The 16,857-nt window shown below is 69.7% G+C and carries 18 protein-coding genes; 13 read left to right on the top strand and 5 right to left on the bottom strand.

The features are described 5' to 3' along the window. Positions 1-41 precede the first annotated feature (41 nt). The 3 genes from ACZ6B8_RS13420 (at position 42) to rplI (ending at position 1,415) form a co-directional block, all read left to right on the top strand. Complete coding sequence (locus tag ACZ6B8_RS13420) at positions 42-641, top strand: single-stranded DNA-binding protein (RefSeq protein ID WP_471088468.1); 600 nt, start codon at positions 42-44, stop codon at positions 639-641. Positions 642-713: 72 nt separating this feature from the next. Then, positions 714-950 (top strand): 30S ribosomal protein S18, encoded by a 237-nt coding sequence (rpsR, locus tag ACZ6B8_RS13415; RefSeq protein ID WP_003949403.1) that lies wholly within the window; start codon positions 714-716, stop codon positions 948-950. Between the two features lie 18 nt (positions 951-968). Continuing rightward, on the top strand, positions 969-1,415 hold the full coding sequence (gene rplI / locus ACZ6B8_RS13410) for a 50S ribosomal protein L9 (protein ID WP_355812067.1): 447 nt from the start codon (positions 969-971) through the stop codon (positions 1,413-1,415). A 104-nt stretch (positions 1,416-1,519) separates the two neighbouring features. Here rplI and ACZ6B8_RS13405 read toward each other — a convergent pair whose 3' ends face one another. Continuing rightward, positions 1,520-2,857, bottom strand: coding sequence for an MATE family efflux transporter (locus ACZ6B8_RS13405; RefSeq protein ID WP_471607315.1), 1,338 nt, complete (start codon positions 2,855-2,857; stop codon positions 1,520-1,522). A gap of 460 nt (positions 2,858-3,317) precedes the next feature. Between ACZ6B8_RS13405 and dnaB the strand changes: the two genes are divergently transcribed. The 3 genes from dnaB (at position 3,318) to ACZ6B8_RS13390 (ending at position 6,377) form a co-directional block, all read left to right on the top strand. Continuing rightward, positions 3,318-4,793, top strand: a complete 1,476-nt coding sequence (gene dnaB, locus ACZ6B8_RS13400; RefSeq protein ID WP_355812061.1) for a replicative DNA helicase — start codon at positions 3,318-3,320, stop codon at positions 4,791-4,793. Between the two features lie 151 nt (positions 4,794-4,944). Beyond that, a complete protein-coding gene (locus ACZ6B8_RS13395; protein ID WP_471088463.1) occupies positions 4,945-5,538 on the top strand; it encodes a TetR/AcrR family transcriptional regulator in 594 nt (197 codons plus the stop codon). Beyond that, positions 5,535-6,377, top strand: coding sequence for an alpha/beta fold hydrolase (locus tag ACZ6B8_RS13390; RefSeq protein ID WP_471607314.1), 843 nt, complete (start codon positions 5,535-5,537; stop codon positions 6,375-6,377). The genes ACZ6B8_RS13395 and ACZ6B8_RS13390 overlap by 4 nt, the downstream gene beginning before the upstream one ends. Positions 6,378-6,534: 157 nt before the next feature. On the opposite strand, the gene ACZ6B8_RS13385 is transcribed toward ACZ6B8_RS13390, so the two are convergent. Then, positions 6,535-7,488: an SDR family NAD(P)-dependent oxidoreductase gene (locus ACZ6B8_RS13385; protein ID WP_471088459.1), complete on the bottom strand. Its 954-nt coding sequence runs from the start codon at positions 7,486-7,488 to the stop codon at positions 6,535-6,537. 83 nt (positions 7,489-7,571) lie between these two features. On the opposite strand from ACZ6B8_RS13385, the gene ACZ6B8_RS13380 reads away from it, so the two are divergent. From ACZ6B8_RS13380 to ACZ6B8_RS13370, 3 genes are all read left to right on the top strand, one after another. Beyond that, entirely contained in the window at positions 7,572-8,051 is a 480-nt protein-coding gene (locus ACZ6B8_RS13380) for a MerR family transcriptional regulator (RefSeq protein WP_471607313.1), read from the top strand. Between the two features lie 63 nt (positions 8,052-8,114). Beyond that, entirely contained in the window at positions 8,115-8,579 is a 465-nt protein-coding gene (locus ACZ6B8_RS13375; RefSeq protein WP_471607312.1) for a carboxymuconolactone decarboxylase family protein, read from the top strand. A 55-nt stretch (positions 8,580-8,634) separates the two neighbouring features. Next, positions 8,635-10,032: a serine hydrolase domain-containing protein gene (locus tag ACZ6B8_RS13370; RefSeq protein ID WP_471607311.1), complete on the top strand. Its 1,398-nt coding sequence runs from the start codon at positions 8,635-8,637 to the stop codon at positions 10,030-10,032. A gap of 131 nt (positions 10,033-10,163) precedes the next feature. Here ACZ6B8_RS13370 and ACZ6B8_RS13365 read toward each other — a convergent pair whose 3' ends face one another. After that, a complete protein-coding gene (locus tag ACZ6B8_RS13365) occupies positions 10,164-10,616 on the bottom strand; it encodes a GNAT family N-acetyltransferase (protein ID WP_471607310.1) in 453 nt (150 codons plus the stop codon). 70 nt (positions 10,617-10,686) lie between these two features. Further along, positions 10,687-11,145: a MarR family winged helix-turn-helix transcriptional regulator gene (locus ACZ6B8_RS13360; protein ID WP_471088449.1), complete on the bottom strand. Its 459-nt coding sequence runs from the start codon at positions 11,143-11,145 to the stop codon at positions 10,687-10,689. A gap of 139 nt (positions 11,146-11,284) precedes the next feature. Between ACZ6B8_RS13360 and ACZ6B8_RS13355 the strand changes: the two genes are divergently transcribed. Next, on the top strand, positions 11,285-12,517 hold the full coding sequence (locus tag ACZ6B8_RS13355; protein WP_471607309.1) for an MFS transporter: 1,233 nt from the start codon (positions 11,285-11,287) through the stop codon (positions 12,515-12,517). Between the two features lie 104 nt (positions 12,518-12,621). Further along, the gene (locus ACZ6B8_RS13350; RefSeq protein WP_471607308.1) at positions 12,622-13,041 is read left to right on the top strand and encodes a GlcG/HbpS family heme-binding protein; all 420 of its coding nucleotides are present in this window, start codon (positions 12,622-12,624) and stop codon (positions 13,039-13,041) included. A 194-nt stretch (positions 13,042-13,235) separates the two neighbouring features. On the opposite strand, the gene ACZ6B8_RS13345 is transcribed toward ACZ6B8_RS13350, so the two are convergent. Then, entirely contained in the window at positions 13,236-14,105 is an 870-nt protein-coding gene (locus ACZ6B8_RS13345; protein WP_471088443.1) for a GNAT family N-acetyltransferase, read from the bottom strand. A gap of 197 nt (positions 14,106-14,302) precedes the next feature. Between ACZ6B8_RS13345 and ACZ6B8_RS13340 the strand changes: the two genes are divergently transcribed. Beyond that, positions 14,303-14,935 carry an HAD family hydrolase gene (locus ACZ6B8_RS13340; protein ID WP_471607307.1) on the top strand — a complete coding sequence of 211 codons (633 nt, stop codon included), beginning with the start codon at positions 14,303-14,305 and terminating at the stop codon, positions 14,933-14,935. 391 nt (positions 14,936-15,326) lie between these two features. Continuing rightward, on the top strand, positions 15,327-16,829 hold the full coding sequence (locus ACZ6B8_RS13335; RefSeq protein WP_471088439.1) for a globin domain-containing protein: 1,503 nt from the start codon (positions 15,327-15,329) through the stop codon (positions 16,827-16,829). Positions 16,830-16,857: the final 28 nt, after the last annotated feature.

Genomic DNA, 16,857 nt, shown 5'->3' with positions numbered 1-16,857 from the left:
GCAACAAGCAGCCAGCAGCAAACCCGCCGAGAGGTTCCCCCATGGCAGGCGAGACCGTCATCACGGTCGTCGGCAATCTTGTCGACGACCCCGAGCTGCGCTTCACCCCCTCCGGTGCGGCGGTCGCGAAGTTCCGTGTCGCGTCCACCCCCCGCACCTTCGACCGTCAGACGAACGAGTGGAAGGACGGCGAGAGCCTGTTCCTGACCTGCTCGGTCTGGCGTCAGGCGGCGGAGAACGTCGCGGAGTCGCTTCAGCGAGGCATGCGCGTCGTCGTGCAGGGCCGCCTGAAGCAGCGGTCCTACGAGGACCGTGAGGGCATCAAGCGCACGGTCTACGAGCTGGACGTCGAGGAAGTCGGCGCCAGCCTGAAGAACGCCACGGCCAAGGTCACCAAGACCACCGGTCGCGGTGGCCAGGGCGGTTACGGCGGCGGTGGCGGCGGCCAGCAGGGCGGCAGCTGGGGTGGCAACCCCGGTGGCGGTCAGCAGCAGGGTGGCGGCGGCGGTGCTCCCGCCGACGACCCCTGGGCGACCGGTGCGCCGGCCGGCGGCGGCCAGCAGCAGGGCGGCGGCGGTGGCGGCTGGGGCGGAAGCTCCGGCGGCTCCGGTGGCGGCTACTCGGACGAGCCCCCCTTCTGAGCCTCAGGGCTTTCAGGCCTTCGGGCCGAGGGTGGGCCGAACCCCACTTCTTGATCACACAGGAGAAACACCATGGCGAAGCCGCCTGTGCGCAAGCCTAAGAAGAAGGTCTGCGCTTTCTGCAAGGACAAGGTCACGTACGTGGACTACAAGGACACGAACATGCTGCGGAAGTTCATTTCCGACCGCGGCAAGATCCGTGCCCGCCGCGTGACCGGCAACTGCACGCAGCACCAGCGTGACGTCGCCACGGCCGTGAAGAACAGCCGTGAGATGGCGCTGCTGCCCTACACGTCCACCGCGCGATAAGGGAAGGGTGACCGACTAATGAAGATCATCCTCACCCACGAGGTCTCCGGCCTCGGTGCCGCCGGCGAGGTCGTAGACGTCAAGGACGGCTACGCCCGCAACTACCTGATCCCGCGGAACTTCGCGATCCGCTGGACCAAGGGTGGCGAGAAGGACGTCGCGCAGATCCGTCGCGCGCGCAAGATCCACGAGATCGCGACCATCGAGCAGGCCAACGAGGTCAAGGCCCAGCTCGAGGGCGTCAAGGTCCGTCTGGCCGTCCGCTCCGGCGACGCCGGTCGTCTCTTCGGTTCCGTCACCCCGGCCGACGTCGCTTCGGCGATCGAGGCTGCCGGTGGTCCGAAGGTCGACAAGCGCCGCGTCGAGCTGGGCTCGCCGATCAAGACGCTGGGCGCTCACACGACGTCCGTGCGTCTGCACCCCGAGGTTGCCGCGAAGGTCAACGTCGAGGTCGTCTCCGCCTAAGCACTGCGCTTGGCAGGACTGAGTGAGGGGCCGCACCCATCGGGTGCGGCCCCTTTCTCGTGGGTCTCCGCTCCCGCTGTTTCACGTGAAACAGCGGGAAACGCTCAGCGGGTGGCGCCCGTGACGATCCAGCGGCCGGAGCGGGAGCGCAGCCACAGGGTCAGCATCCGTACCGCCATCATCAGTGTCATGGCGCCCCAGAGGGCAGTCAGACCCCCGCCGAAGGTCGGCACGAGCAGGGCGACCGGGGTGAAGACGGCCAACGTGACGATCATGGCCCAGGCCAGATAAGGCCCGTCGCCCGCACCCATCAGGACACCGTCGAGAACGAAGACGATGCCGCAGACCGGTTGGGCGAGGGCCACCACCACCAGGGCAGGCAGCGCCGCGTCCTGGACGGCCGCGTCACCGGTGAAGAGCGGGATGAACAGCGGGCGGGCGAGGACGACCAGCAGGCCGAGGACGACACCCGAGGCGATGCCCCACTCGACCATCCGACGGCAGACGGCGCGAGCGCCGTCCGGATCGTCGGCGCCCAAGTAGCGACCGATGATCGCCTGGCCCGCGATGGCGATGGCGTCGAGTGCGAAGGCCAGCAAACTCCACAGGGACAGCACGATCTGGTGGGCGGCCACGTCGGAATCGCCGAGACGGGCGGCGACGGCGGTCGCGATCATCAGGATGGCGCGCAGCGAGAGGGTGCGGACCAGAAGCGGCGCACCGGCCTGTGCGCAGGCCCTGATGCCGGCGGCGTCGGGGCGCAGCGAGGCGCCGTGGCGGCGTGCTCCGCGTACGACGACGTAGAGGTAGATGGCCGCCATGCCGCACTGGGCGATGACCGTGCCCCAGGCGGAGCCCGCGATGCCGAGGTCCGCGCCGTAGACCAGGCCGACGTTGAGGACGCCGTTGGCGACGAATCCGCCGATCGCGACGTACAGCGGGGTCCTGGTGTCCTGCAGTCCTCGCAGCACACCGGTGGCGGCGAGCACCACGAGCATGGCGGGGATGCCGAACGAGGAGATCCGCAGATAGGTGACGGCATAGGGGGCCGCGGTCTCCGACGCTCCGAAGAGCTCCACGAGAGCGGGGGCGGTGGGCAGTACGACGGCGATGACGAGGGCGCCGAGGAGCAGCGCGAGCCAGATGCCGTCCATGCCCTGGCGGATGGCGGACTGCAGATCACCGGCGCCCACCCGGCGCGCGACGGCGGCCGTGGTGGCGTAGGCGAGGAAGACGAAGATGCTCACCGCGGTGGTGAGGAGTGGCGAGGCGATGCCGAGGCCGGCCAGTTGCCCGGTGCCGAGGTGGCCGACGATGGCGCTGTCGGCGAGGACGAAGAGGGGCTCGGCGACGAGCGCGCCGAATGCGGGAACGGCGAGCGAGATGATCTCTCGGTCGTGCCGTCGCCGGGCGGCCTTGGGCGCCGCGGGAGCCTGTGTCATGAGCACCAATGTAATCTTCCACAGGTAAGAGATGCAATGCTTTAGAGACCCTTACCAGATGCGGCTTTCCGCGTGCCGCCGGGCGTGGTTTGCAACGATCTTGGTCCGACTGGGGAAGTTTTTCTTCTGCACAGCCGGTGGATGGGAAAAGCGCAGGTCAGAGGAGCTTCAGGAGGCAGGCTGAGGGCTTGTTCACAGGGCTGTCCACCGGACCGTGCACAGGTTTGGCGGGGTTCTCCACAGCCTGGGGTCCGTCATCCACACCGCCTGTGGATAACCAGATTGGCTGACGGTGCCCACAGGCCTACCGTGGTCCGGCGGCCGCCTCGTCGTACGACCTCGGAAACCCCGTAAAACCGACGCGTCAGAACCGGAGTTGGGCCCGCTTATTTGTCAGTGTCGTGCCGTAACAAAGAGGGGCACGGCGAGGTCCGCTCGGCGGACGGGAGGAGGTGGCCCGGTGAGTATCTCCGAGCCTTTGGACGACCCCTGGGCCGACAGCGGTCCCAGTGACCGTCTGCCCGTATCCCGTCAGCGCCGCGACGGAGGCAGGGGCCGCGACGAGCAGCACGACCGGGGCCGGGAGAGCGGCTGGGACGGTGGTGGTTCGTCGTTCGAGCGCGTTCCGCCGCAGGATCTCGACGCGGAACAGTCCGTGCTCGGCGGCATGCTGCTGTCCAAGGACGCCATCGCCGACGTCGTCGAGGTCCTCAAGGGGCACGACTTCTACCGCCCGGCCCACGAGACGATCTACGCCTCGATCCTCGACCTGTACGCGAAGGGCGAGCCGGCCGACCCCATCACCGTGGCGGCCGAGCTCACCAAGCGCGGTGAGATCACCAAGGTCGGCGGCGCATCGTATCTGCACACGCTGGTCCAGACGGTCCCGACGGCGGCGAACGCCGAGTACTACGCGGAGATCGTCCACGAGCGGGCCGTACTGCGCCGCCTCGTCGAGGCCGGCACGAAGATCACGCAGATGGGATACGCGGCAGACGGCGACGTCGACGAGATCGTCAACAGCGCCCAGGCCGAGATCTACGCGGTCACCGAGCAGCGCACCACCGAGGACTACCTGCCGCTCGGCGACATCATGGAGGGCGCCCTCGACGAGATCGAGGCGATCGGCTCGCGGTCGGGAGAGATGACCGGCGTGCCGACCGGCTTCACCGACCTCGACCAGCTCACCAACGGCCTGCACCCGGGCCAGATGATCATCATCGCGGCCCGTCCCGCCATGGGTAAGTCGACGCTCGCGCTGGACTTCGCGCGAGCCTGTTCGATCAAGCACAACATGCCGAGCGTGATCTTCTCGCTCGAAATGGGGCGCAACGAGATCGCGATGCGTCTGCTCTCCGCCGAGGCGCGGGTGGCGCTGCACCACATGCGGTCCGGCACGATGACCGACGAGGACTGGACCCGGCTGGCCCGGCGCATGCCTGATGTCTCGGCCGCCCCGCTCTACATCGACGACTCCCCGAACCTGTCGATGATGGAGATCCGGGCCAAGTGCCGCCGCCTCAAGCAGCGCAACGACCTGAAACTCGTCGTCATCGACTACCTGCAGCTGATGCAGTCGGGCGGCTCCAAGCGGTCCGAGAGCCGACAGCAGGAAGTCTCGGACATGTCGCGAAACCTCAAGCTCCTGGCCAAGGAGCTGGAGCTGCCGGTGATCGCGCTCTCGCAGTTGAACCGTGGCCCCGAGCAGCGCACGGACAAGAAGCCCATGGTCTCCGACCTGCGTGAATCCGGCTCGATCGAGCAGGACGCGGACATGGTGATCCTGCTGCACCGCGAAGACGCGTACGAGAAGGAGTCCCCCCGCGCCGGCGAGGCGGACATCATCGTGGGCAAGCACCGTAACGGCCCGACGGCGACGATCACCGTCGCCTTCCAGGGCCACTACTCGCGCTTCGTGGACATGGCGCAGACCTGATCTTCGGGAGCACGGCCTCCCTCTCCACGACGGTCCACAGGAGCGCTAGCCCCGCGGAAGTACCGTTCACAACCGTCCTTGCAGCGTCCTTCGGTTGCCTTCCTAGGGCTCCTAGGTTAAAACTAGGGGTCCTAGGATCGTTGGAGGGTGCATGGTGCGGGCCGGGCTGACGGTGGAGCGGGTGACGGTCGCGGGCGCCGAGCTGGCGGACGACGTCGGGCTCGACCGGGTGACCATGTCGCAGGTCGCGCGGCGACTGGGCGTGAAGGACGCGAGCCTCTACACGCATGTCCGCAGCCTGGAGGATCTACGCGGACGGATCGCCCTGCTGGCGGCGGACGAGAAGACCATCCGCATCGCGGAGGCGACCGCCGGGCTGGCGGGCAAGGAAGCGCTCGTCGCCTTCGCGGAGGCCTGGCGGGAGTACGCCCACCAGCATCCGGGCCGTTACATGGCAACGCAGGCCCCGATCCAGATCGACTCCGAGCTGGCCGCAAAGGCGGCCGGACCTCGGCGGGCGGTCGAGCTGACCTACGGCATGCTGCGCGGCTACGGACTGGCCGAGCCGGACCTGACCGACGCGGTCCGGCTGCTGCGCAGCACGTTCCACGGGTTCGTCGCCCTGGAAGCGGCGGGCGGCTTCGCGCACAGGCGTTCGCCGGAGCAGTCCTGGACCCGCGCGCTCGACGCCCTGCACACCCTCCTGGAGCACTGGCCCCCGTCCGGAGAAGGACACTCCTCATGACCGCCCCCAGCATCGGCAGCCTGCGGGTGAACGGCGCGACCTTGCACTACGAGGTGCGAGGCCAGGGCCCGCTCGTCCTGCTGGTCCCCGGAGGGACAGGCGGCGCGGCGTCCTTCGACGGCATCGCCGATGACCTGGCCGCCGCATACACCGTCGCCACCTACGACCCTCGCGGCATGTCGCGCAGCACGCTGGACGACCCCGGCGCCGAGCAGCACGTGGCCGAGCACGCCGATGACGCGTTCCGGATGCTGGAACTGCTGTCGCCCGGTGTGCCCGCCCTGGTCTTCGGCGCCAGCTCGGGCGCGATCGCGGTGTTGCACCTGCTCACCTCCCACCCGGAGCGCGTCGCACGCGTCGTGCTGCACGAGCCGCCGGTAGTAGAGGTCCTGCCGGATGCGGCCGAACACCGCGCACTCATCGCCCGCGTGCAGGACACGTTCCGCACCCAAGGGCTCATGCCGGCCATGGCCGTGTTCGCTGCGGGCCTGACGAAGGACGGCGACACCACCGAGCCGCAGGCCGAGCTCGAACTCCCGCCGCAAGCGGCGGCGCGGGCGGAGCAGACGATGGGGGACCTGCCGTACTTCGTCGGGCGGATCGTGCCCGGCTTCATGTCCTACGTGCCGGACATCCCTCGGTTGGAGGGGCTGTCGGACCGACTCGTGATCGCCGGTGGGCAGGACTCACGCGGTGAGCTGCCCTACCGCTCGGCCGCCGTCCTGGCCGAGCGTCTCGGCACGGAACTCCAGCACTTCCCCGGCGGGCACATCGGGCTGACCACGCATCCCGCAGAGTTCGGCGAGCTCCTGTGCAAGGCTCTCCAAGCCTCGATCTGACTCGCGCAGACCTGGTCGACTCCGTCGGAGGCGGTCGGAGGCGGTCGGAGGCGGTCGGAGGCGGTCGGAGGCGGTCGGAGGCGGTCGGAGGCGGTCGGAGGAGGTGACATGCGACAGCGCAGGATCTTCCCGGCCATCCCACACCCTGTCGTCCGGTTCAGAGGGCGCTGAGCCCGGTGAGTTCGCAGGAGAGGTCCCAGAGTCGGGCCGCCGCGTCCGGGTCGACGGCCCAGGGCTTGACGCCGCCGATCAGCATGTCGTCGGTGGTGGCGGGCACGGCGATGTCGCAGTCCTGGCAGTACGCCCCGCCGTGGCCGGCCAGCAGGGGCGAGGTCGCCGCCCACACTGCCGTCGCCGCGCCCTGTTCAGGCGTCTTGAAGCCCTCGGCGGGTGTGCCGTCCTGAGTGATCCACCCCTGGGCGAGCTGCTCGTCGCGGGGAATGTGGCGCTGCAGCGGGGTGAGGATGCTGCCGGGGTGGACGGCGAAGGCGTGCAGGCCGCGGGCGGAGCCGAGCCGGTCGAGGTGCAGGGCGAAGAGGGCGTTGGCGGTCTTGGACTGGGCGTAGGCCAGCCAGCGGTCGTATCCGGTACGGAAGTGCGGGTCCTCCCATCGGATGTCGGAGAGGAAGTGCCCGGAGGAGGCGACGGCCACCACGCGGGCCCCGGTGGACGCGAAGGACGGGGACAGGCGGTGGGCCAGCGCGAAGTGCCCGAGGTGGTTGACGGCGAAGTGCGCCTCCCAGCCCGGGCCGACGCGCGTCTCCGGACAAGCCATCACGCCCGCGCCGTTGATGAGGACGTCGAGCGAGCGGCCCGTTTCCAGGAAACCTGCTGCGAAGACGCGGACGCTCTCCAGGTCGGAGAGGTCGAGTGCCCGGACCTCGGTCCGGGGAAGGCCGTGCAGGGCGGCCTCGGCGGTGTCGGGACGGCGGGCGGGGACGATGACGTGTGCGCCCGCCTGGACCAGAGCGCGGGTGGTCGCGAGCCCGAGCCCGGAGTAGCCGCCCGTGACCAAGGCCGTCGCACCCCTCAGGTCCACGCCCGCGAGTACGTCGGTGGCCGTGCTGCGGGCGTCGAATCCGGTGCCGAGCTTGTGCTGTTCGGTGATCATGAGCGAGACGCTAGGACCTTGAGCGCAGGCTAGGTCAAGCGATCGAAGCGCAGGCCGGGTCGAGCGATCGATACGGTCCTGGCATGAGCGAGGACGCGGGCGGGCTGCCCGACGAGACGACGAGGCCGACGAACGGGCTGTCCATCGGCCAGGTGGCGGAGGCGACCGGCCTGAGCGTGCACGCACTGCGCTTCTTCGAGCGCGAAGGACTCTTCCTCCGCGAGATCCCACGCTCTGGCGGGGGCCAGCGCGTCTACCAACAAGCCGACGTGGACTGGCTCCTGTTGTGCCGACGGCTGCGCGACTCGGACATGCCCATCGCCACCATCCAGAGATTCGCGGCGCTCGTACGCTCCGGGCCGGGCAACGAACCGGAGCGCCTCGCGCTGCTCCAGGAACACGAGCGCGCCGTCCGCGCGAAGATCGACGACCTCGCCGCCTGTCTCGACGTCATCCACGGCAAGGTCGTCACCTACGAGCAGCACCTGCGCGACGGAACGGCCGCCGGGCTCTGGGCCCCTGGGCCGCTCACACTCCCGAGGCGCGATTCGTCGGTCCAGTGACGGACCACCACGGCACCCCTGCGGCAGGCAGCGGCGCCGGGCAGACGCTTGAGGAGAACACTCATGCCGGCTCGTATGCAGCACCCCGCCGTGATCATCCCTGAGGCCATGACCGCCCTGCTGGTCCTGTCCCGGGTCACCAGGACCCAGGGCCTGCCGCAGTCGACGGTCGAGCTGGTGCAGCTGCGCGTGAGCCAGATCAACGGATCCAGCGTCTGCGTGGACGGGAACGCGCGCAGCGCCGGCGCGGCGGGTGCTACGGACGAGCAGTGTTCCGCGGTGGCTGCCTGGCGTTCCACGCCCTACTTCACCGACGCGGAGCGCGCCGCTCTCGCTCTCGCGGAGGCGGCGACCCGGCTCGCGGACCGGCCCGACCCGGTGCCGGCCGCGGTCTGGGACGAAGCCGCGAAGTACTACACCGAGCAGGAGCTGGCGGCGCTCATCCTCGCCATCGGGGTGACCAACATGGTCAACCGGATCAACGTCACGACGCGGCGGGGCGCGGGCTCGATGCCCTGGGAGGGCTGACGGGTGCGGGGCGAATTGGCTCGACTCGGGGGCGGCTCCCGGGTGAACTGGTCCCATGACGACACCCCATGAAGACCTCCGGCCGTACGAAGGCCTCTTGCCGTCCACCCGTCGAGCTCTGTTGCACCGCACCGCCACCGCGCAGCGTGAGGGCCGTACCCCTTCCCTGGTCACCGCCGTGGCCCGGGACGGCGCGCTGGTGTGGAGCGCCGGCCGCAGCATGGTGGACGGGCACGCGCCGGACGAGAACGTCCAGTACCGCATCGGTTCGATCACCAAGACCTTCACCGCGGTGCTGGTGATGCGGCTGCGGGACGAGGGCGTGCTGGACCTGGGAGACCCGCTGGAGAAGCACCTGCCGGGCACGGGCGTGGGGGAGGCCACCGTGGCCGAACTCCTCTCCCACACGGGCGGTTTGGCCGCCGAGACGCCGGGCGCCTGGTGGGAGCGCACGCCCGGCTCGACGCGTCCGGAACTCTCCGACGTGCTGGGTGAGGAGCCCTTCAAGCACCCCGTGGGCCGACGCTTCCACTACTCCAACCCCGGTTACACGGTGCTCGGTTCGCTGGTGGAGGAGTTGCGCGGCGCTCCCTGGGAGGAGGTGCTGCGCCGCGAGGTGCTGGAGCCGCTGGGCCTGAACCGGACGAGCGCACAGCCGCAGGAGCCGCACGCGGGCGGCTTCGCCGTGCACCCTTGGGCCGATGTGATGATGCCCGAGCCCGTCGAGGACCTGGGTCTGATGGCGCCTGCGGGTCAGCTGTGGTCCACCGCGGCCGACCTGGCCCGCTTCGGGGACTTCCTCGCGAAGGGGGACGACCGGGTGCTCGCCGCGGAGTCCGTACGGGAGATGCGCACGCCGTCGGCTCCTCTGCAGACCGGCGAATGGGACAGAGCCTACGGGCTGGGGCTGGATCTGCTGCGCTGGCAGCAGGGCAGCCTGGCGGGGCACAGCGGATCGCTGCCGGGTTTCCTGGCGGCGCTGTGGGTGAGTGAGGCCGACGGGCTCGTCACCGTCGCACTGGCCAACTGCACGTCGGGGCCGCCGATTTCCGCGCTGGCCGTGGACCTGCTGAAGACCGTGGCCGATGCAGAGCCGCGTATCCCTGAGCCGTGGCGCCCGCTGACCGACGTCGACGAGAAGGCCTTGGAGGTGACCGGCCCCTGGTACTGGGGGACCCAGGTGCTCGCACTCCGGCTGACGGCCGATGGTGGGCTCGATCTGGGGCCGCTCTCCGGAGCGGGACGACAGGCACGGTTCCGGTCCAACGGTGACGGCACCTGGACGGGGCTCAACGGCTACTACGCGGGGGAGTTGCTGCGGACGGTACGGCGAGCGGACGGTTCGGTGAGCCACCTGGATCTGGGGTCGTTCGTCTTCACTCGTGAGCCGTACGACGCGGGAGCACCGGTTCCTGGAGGCGTGGACCCGCAAGGGTGGCGCGGCTTCCCGTAGGCGTTGTTGCGGTGCTTCAGGTCGGGCGGCCTGTTTCACGTGAAACGCCGCCCGCCGGAGCCAGGCGGCCTGTTTCACGTGAAACAAGGTGCGTGAAGTAGGCTGCTCCTCGCTCACGCTCCAGTGATGTCTCAGAGCTGGAGCTTGAAGCCCACGTGCGACGCCGAGAACCCGAGCCGCTCGTAGAAACGATGCGCGTCGGTGCGCGAGGCGTCGGAGGTCAGCTGTACCAACTGGCAGTTCCGGCGGCGGGATTCCTCGACGGCCCACTCGATGAACCGTGTGCCGAGCCCGCTGCCGCGCTCCTCGGCATGAACGCGTACGCCCTCGATGATCGACCGAGTGGCCCCCTTGCGGGAGAGCCCGGGAACGATCGTGAGCTGAAGCGTGCCGACGACGCGGCCATCGCGCTCGGCGACGACCAGATGCTGGTTCGGATCGGCGGCCAAGAGCTCAAATGCGGCGACGTACGGAGCGAGGTCGTCCGGCGACTCGCGCGCGGCACCCAAGGGGTCGTCGGCGAGCATGCCCACGATGGCGGGCAGATCCGCGGCAGTGGCAGGGCGTATTTCAAGATCTCCCATGGCCGCAGCTTATGTGGCCCGACCGCGGCGTGGGTGGGAGCCTCCGTAGCCGCGCCACCGCCGTCCGTCCCTATGCGGGCACGCGCAGCGTCTCGACGGCCTTGACCAGGGGGGCCAGCTCCGGGTTCCGCGCCGCCTCGTCGAGCGCTTCGCGGAGCGCCGCGTCGTTGGTGGGGCGCGCCTCGGCGAGGAGCGCGGCACCGGCCTCGCTGACGTCCGTGTAGATGCCCCGACGGTCGGTGGGGCACAGGTAGCGGGACAGCAGTCCGCGCTCCTCGAGCCGGGTCACCAGGCGGGTGGTCGCACTCTGACTCAGCACCACCGCGTCGGCGACCTGCTTCATCTGCAGGTGACCGCCCTCGCCGTCGTGCTGCCGGTTGAGGACGTCGAGGAGCCCGTACTCCCGCACGCTCAGGTCGTGCTTGGCCTGGAGGGCGCGCTCGACATGGGCCTCGATCTTCCCGTGGAGCAAGGAGAGGGCGCACCAGCTCTGTGCGAGCGCGGTGAGTGCGGGGTCTGTCGCTGTCATGGCTCTTGTTCCTCCGTCCCGGAGCGGCTGCACCCAGAGTAGTCCACCGATGCAATATCCGGCGGTTGCAATTAACCCGCGTACGCAACTATTGTGTACGCACGTTAAGCGCATCTGCAATCGTTTGGAAGGTAGATCCATGCCTCTCGCGCTTCTGGCCCTCGCGATCGGGGCTTTCGGGATCGGGACCACCGAGTTCGTGATCATGGGACTGCTTCCCGAGGTCGCGGGCGACTTCGGCGTCTCCATCCCGACGGCAGGCTTCCTCGTGACCGGTTACGCCCTCGGTGTCGTGCTCGGCGCTCCCCTGATGACCGCCCTCGGCACCCGTATCCCGCGCAAGCGGATGCTGATGCTCCTGATGGGCCTCTTCGTCGTCGGCAACCTGCTCTCCGCCGTGGCACCGGTCTTCGGAGTGATGCTGGCCGGCCGCGTCGTCGCCTCACTCGCCCACGGCGCCTTCTTCGGCATCGGCTCGGTCGTGGCGGCCGAACTGGTCGCTCCGGAGAAGAAGGCAGGAGCGATCGCCATGATGTTCTCGGGACTCACGGTCGCCAATGTCGTCGGTGTCCCGCTCGGCACGCTCGTCGGACAGGCCATCGGCTGGCGGATCACCTTCGTGATCGTCGCGGCCCTCGGCGTCCTCGGTCTCTTCGGGGTCGCCAAGCTCGTGCCGGACCTGCCCAAGCCCGAAGGCGTGCGGCTGCGCGACGAGATCGGAGCCTTCCGCAACGTACAGGTGCTGCTCGCCATGGCGATGACGGTCCTCGGCTTCGGCGGCGTCTTCGCGGCCATCACCTACATCACGCCGATGATGACGGACGTCGCCGGCTACGCGGACTCCTCCGTCACCTGGCTGCTCGTCCTCTTCGGACTCGGCATGGTCGGCGGCAACCTGGTCGCCGGACGGTTCGCGGACCGTGCGCTGATGCCGATGCTCTACGTGACGCTGGGCTCCCTCGCTCTGGTGCTGGGTCTGTTCACCCTGACCGCGCACAACAAGATCGCGGCCGCCGTGACCGTCCTGCTGATCGGCGCCCTGGGCTTCGCGACCGTGCCGCCGCTGCAGAAGCGGGTCCTGGACTACGCATCGGGCGCCCCGACCCTGGCCTCCGCGGTCAACATCGGCGCCTTCAATCTGGGCAACGCGCTCTCGGCGTGGCTCGGCGGGCTCGTCATCTCCGCCGGCCTCGGCTACACCGCCCCGAACTGGGTCGGCGCGGTCCTCGCCGCCTCCGCCCTCGTCCTGGCGCTGGTCTCGGCCGCCCTGGAGCGCCGCTCCTCCGGCCCCGGCCTCGTCGTGGCGGGCGGGACGCCGGTCCCCGTCGAGCAGTCGGCCCCCGTCGATCAGCCGACTCCCGTCCACCACTGATTCCCCACTCCCCCGAATCCCCGGTGTCGCCCGACCTCCCGACATCCACCGGGCCACCGGTACCGCACCACCTCGCACCACGCACCTCGCAAGGAGATCCCCTCATGACCACCACCCCCGTCGCCCCGCTGACCATCGAGGATGCCGAGGTTCTCGTCACCGCGGCCCGCCGCGCCGCCGAGGCCGCCGACGTCACCGTCAGCGTCACCGTCCTGGACGCGGGCGGTCACCTCCTCGCCTTCCGGCGGGACGACCGGGCCGTGCTGATCTCCGGCGAGACCAGCACCCGCAAGGCGTACACCGCCCTGCAGCTGAACACGCCCACCGCCGACCTGGTCGACGCCGTCCAGCCCGGCGGCCTCTTCCACACCCTGCCCACCGCCCTCGACCGCCCACTGCTCTTCATCGCGGGCGGGATTCCGGTCCACCGTGACGGCCGACTGATCGGCGCCGTCGGCGTCGGCGGGGGCGCGCCCGAGCAGGACCACGGCTTCGCAACGACGGCCGTGGAGGCCCTCGCGTAAAGCGTCCAGAGCACAGGGCGTCCAGAGCACAAGGCGTGCAGAGCACAGGGCACGCCGGACGTAGGGCACGTAGAGCAGCACATATGGACGGCGTACGAGAGAGGCCCGCCCCCGGGAAACGAACCCCGTGGGCGGGCCTCTCTCGCGTGACCTGGGCCGGGCTCCGCGTCTGGTGCCGGGCCGACGCGACCGGCTCAGCCGGCGGCGACCGTCAGCGGTGCGAAGCGTCGGGTCCAGTCACCCGGGAGCTCCGGCACTCCGTACGCCATCACGTCGTTGTCGGCGACGTGCGCGAGCCCGCTTTCCTTCGCCCACGCCAGCAGCTCCGTGTGCCGTGCGTCGATGTCGGTGCGCACCGGGCGGTCGGTGCCGGCGCCGAGTGCGGCGATCAGGGCCTGGGCGGTCCCGGTGTCCCGGGCGATGAGCGGGCCCACGACATGGGTCTCCATGTTGGGCCAGGCACCCGCGTAGCCGACGATTTCTCCGTCGGTCTCGGCGACTCTGAGCTGGTCGGTGAAGGCGGGCAGCCGGGTGATGACGTGCATCCGGTCATGGCCGAAGACTTCGGTGTCGAGCCGGAGGATGGCGGTCAGGTCTTCCGAGGTGGCCGGCCGGGTGGCGATGTCGGGCAGGGGGCCCGCGGGAACCAGGTGGCCCATGACCATCTCGGCCCGGCCGATCGCCTCGAACCCGAGCTGTTCGTACAGCGGACGGCCGAACGGCGTCGCGTGGAGGGTCAGCGGAGTGGTGCCCGCCTCCTCGACGGCGTTCTGCATCATGCGGCGGCCGATGCCCCGCCGGGCGTACCGCTCGGCGACGAGGACCATGCCGATGGCCGCGAGGTCGGGGCGCTCCGTAGCGCCGTACCGGGTCACCACATAGGCGCCGATCAGGCCGTTGCCGTCGGGGTCGTCGATGCCGTACCCCGTGCCGGCCGACAGGAGCAGGCCCCACTTGTGTTCTTCACGCGGCCAGCCCCGGTCTTCGGACAGGTCGGCGCAGGCCGGCAGGTCGCGGAGCGTCAGTCGGCGGATGGGCAGGGCGGAGAGGGAAGGTGTCGACACCTGGTTCAGGCTGTCGGACGTTCATCCTTGGCGTCCACCTGTTTGTGGAGAGAAGCACGGTGCTTTTGGCCACGGAGCAAGTGCGTCCAGCGGCGCGACGTTTCACGTGAAACACGATGTCGAGCGGGGAAGGCTGGGATGCGGAGGGGAGGGGTGTGTGGCAGCGGGAGCCGTCGCGGGCACTAGCCTCGGCGCACATGGCACGCCTACACCTCTTCGACCTGGACGGGACGCTGCTGCACGGCACGGCGGCGCCCGTGGAGATATCCCGTCAGCTAGGCCTCGACGCTGAGATCGCCGAGCTGGAGCGGGACTTCGTGGCTGGGCTGATCGGCTCACCGGAGTACGCGGCACGGGTGCACGTCCTGTGGGCGGAACTCACCGACGCCCACGTCACGGCCGCCTTCGACGGGGCACCGTGGCTCTCCGGCATCCAGGAGACCTGGGCCGCGATCCGGGAGAACGGGGAGTACTGCGCGGTGATCTCCCTCTCGCCGTCGTTCTTCGTCGAGCGGCTCACCGGGTGGGGCGCGCATGCCGCGCACGGCTCAGTCTTCCCGGCCGTGCCGTTCACCCGGCCCGTCGACCCGACGGGCCTCCTCGACGCCGCGGCCAAGGTGAAGGTCGCCGACCAGCTCTGTGGAGAGTTCGGACTGGAGCGGAGCGATTGTGTCGCGTACGGCGACTCGCTCTCCGACCTGGAGTTGTTCGGCGCGGTGCCCGTTTCTGTGGCCGTCAATGCGGATCAACGTCTGGTGAGCCTGGCCACCCACTCTTATGTCGGGCGGGATCTACGTAAGGCGTACGAATTGGTTCGGCACGACCGGTAATTATCGGCAATGCACAGTCAGAGCGGTGGAATTCCGGACGAGGGGTAGAGGGGCTTGTGTGTTCGACGGCTGCCGGTAAGGTCGATCAAGGTCGTACCCGGTGCGTCTCTTCGCACCCCGGGGGTACACGCGGCACTCCAGGGAGTGCACGCGCAGGGCAATGAAGCCTAACGGCGTGGAGAGATCCAGAACTCGGACTTTCCGTTATGCGGCTGTCACGGCGGCGGCAAATGGGATGCTGCGGTGAGATGACTGCGGGCAATGTCACATTCTCGACCTACTTGTCCGTAGGGTCCGGGACGCCGGGGTTCAATGTGGCCGTAAGGGCCGTCGAGGCAGAGCGGGGAAAGCAGGCAGCTTCCAGTAAGGAAGTGCACAGACCGACAGAGAGATGTTCGAGGCGAGGCACAGCATGGACGCTCCGACCACCACGTCGGCGGATGACGGCACTTCCGGTGACGGAGGCGGCTGGTTCACTCCGCGCAGACCTCCGCAGCAGGAGGAGGAGGGCGCACGGCACAGGCCGGACGCTTCCGGCGGCCCCTCCGAGGGGCATGCCCACCCGGCCGAGGCGTCCGAAGCGTCGTCCGGTACCGAGGCCGGTCCGATCGCGGCCTCCGGCGCAACGCCGCCTGCCGCAACACCTACCGCAACACCCGCAGCGGCGCCCGCAGCGACGTCAGTGGACGAGCGAATAGCCGCGGCTCCGGCTTCTCCGGCGCCGCCGCCCCAGCCCCAGCCGGCCTCGCCCCCCATCACCGCCCCGACGCCGTCGCCCTCACGGAAGGCGTCGCCCGACGCGGTGCTGGTGCAGCGCACGATGGCTGAGATAGGGCCCGTGGCGGACAAGGTCACCTCGTACTTCTACGCACTGCTCTTCACCCGTCACCCGGACCTGCGCGCCCTGTTCCCCGCGGCGATGGACACGCAGCGGGACCGGATCCTCAAGGCGCTGCTGACCGCGGCCGAGCACATCGACAACACCGACGTCCTCGTCTCGTACCTCAAGAACCTCGGGCGCGGACACCGCAAGTACGGCACGCAGCCCGAGCACTATCCGGCGGTCGGCGAGTGCCTGATCGGCTCGCTGAGCCGGTACGCGAGCGCCGTCTGGGACGACGAGACCGAGGCCGCCTGGGTCCGGACGTACACGACGATCTCCCAGACCATGATCGACGCGGCGGCCGAGGACGAACTGCGCGCTCCCGCCTGGTGGTTCGCAGAGGTCGTCTCGCACGAGCTGAGGACCCCGGACATAGCCGTCGTCACGGTCCGCCCCGACCAGCCGTACCCCTTCCTCGCCGGGCAGTACACCAGCCTGGAGACCCCCTGGTGGCCGCGGATCTGGCGTAACTACTCCTTCGCGTCGGCTCCGCGAGCGGACGGGCTGCTGTCGTTCCACGTCAAGGCCGTACCGGCCGGCTGGGTCTCCAATGCCCTGGTGCACCATGCCCGTCCCGGTGACGTCCTGCGCCTCGGCTCGCCCACCGGCTCGATGACCGTGGACCACACCACCGACAGCGGCCTGCTCTGCCTGGGCGGCGGCACGGGTATCGCGCCCATCAAGGCCCTGGTCGAGGACGTCGCCGAACACGGCAGGCGCCGCCCGGTCGAGGTGTTCTACGGCGCCCGCACCGATCACGACCTGTACGACATCGACACGATGCTGCGGCTGCAGCAGTCCCACCCGTGGCTGGCCGTGCGTGCCGTCGTCGACCAGCGGGCCCAGCTGCCGGACGCGGTGCGCGAGTACGGGCCGTGGGACGAGTTCGACGCGTACCTTTCGGGGCCGCCCGGCATGATCCGCAACGGAGTGGACGCGCTGCGGGACATCGGCATTCCGGACGGCAGGATCCGTCACGACGCCATCGAGGAACTGATGGCGGCGAACTAGCCGAGGAACGGATCGGGACGCCCAGCGG

This window comes from Streptomyces sp. NPDC041122 (assembly GCF_055592445.1).
Note: the sequence above shows the minus strand (reverse complement) of the source record. Positions and strands in the feature narration are given on the sequence as shown.

Bases quoted from the DNA above. Each gene is read 5' to 3' on its own strand.
- ACZ6B8_RS13420 (WP_471088468.1), top strand. From the start codon at position 42: ATGGCAGGCGAGACCGTCATCACGGTCGTCGGCAATCTTGTCGACGAC.
- rpsR (WP_003949403.1), top strand. From the start codon at position 714: ATGGCGAAGCCGCCTGTGCGCAAGCCTAAGAAGAAGGTCTGCGCTTTC.
- rplI (WP_355812067.1), top strand. From the start codon at position 969: ATGAAGATCATCCTCACCCACGAGGTCTCCGGCCTCGGTGCCGCCGGC.
- ACZ6B8_RS13405 (WP_471607315.1), bottom strand. From the start codon at position 2,857: ATGACACAGGCTCCCGCGGCGCCCAAGGCCGCCCGGCGACGGCACGAC.
- ACZ6B8_RS13395 (WP_471088463.1), top strand. From the start codon at position 4,945: ATGGTGCGGGCCGGGCTGACGGTGGAGCGGGTGACGGTCGCGGGCGCC.
- ACZ6B8_RS13390 (WP_471607314.1), top strand. From the start codon at position 5,535: ATGACCGCCCCCAGCATCGGCAGCCTGCGGGTGAACGGCGCGACCTTG.
- ACZ6B8_RS13385 (WP_471088459.1), bottom strand. From the start codon at position 7,488: ATGATCACCGAACAGCACAAGCTCGGCACCGGATTCGACGCCCGCAGC.
- ACZ6B8_RS13380 (WP_471607313.1), top strand. From the start codon at position 7,572: ATGAGCGAGGACGCGGGCGGGCTGCCCGACGAGACGACGAGGCCGACG.
- ACZ6B8_RS13375 (WP_471607312.1), top strand. From the start codon at position 8,115: ATGCCGGCTCGTATGCAGCACCCCGCCGTGATCATCCCTGAGGCCATG.
- ACZ6B8_RS13370 (WP_471607311.1), top strand. From the start codon at position 8,635: ATGACGACACCCCATGAAGACCTCCGGCCGTACGAAGGCCTCTTGCCG.
- ACZ6B8_RS13365 (WP_471607310.1), bottom strand. From the start codon at position 10,616: ATGGGAGATCTTGAAATACGCCCTGCCACTGCCGCGGATCTGCCCGCC.
- ACZ6B8_RS13360 (WP_471088449.1), bottom strand. From the start codon at position 11,145: ATGACAGCGACAGACCCCGCACTCACCGCGCTCGCACAGAGCTGGTGC.
- ACZ6B8_RS13355 (WP_471607309.1), top strand. From the start codon at position 11,285: ATGCCTCTCGCGCTTCTGGCCCTCGCGATCGGGGCTTTCGGGATCGGG.
- ACZ6B8_RS13350 (WP_471607308.1), top strand. From the start codon at position 12,622: ATGACCACCACCCCCGTCGCCCCGCTGACCATCGAGGATGCCGAGGTT.
- ACZ6B8_RS13340 (WP_471607307.1), top strand. From the start codon at position 14,303: ATGGCACGCCTACACCTCTTCGACCTGGACGGGACGCTGCTGCACGGC.
- ACZ6B8_RS13335 (WP_471088439.1), top strand. From the start codon at position 15,327: ATGTTCGAGGCGAGGCACAGCATGGACGCTCCGACCACCACGTCGGCG.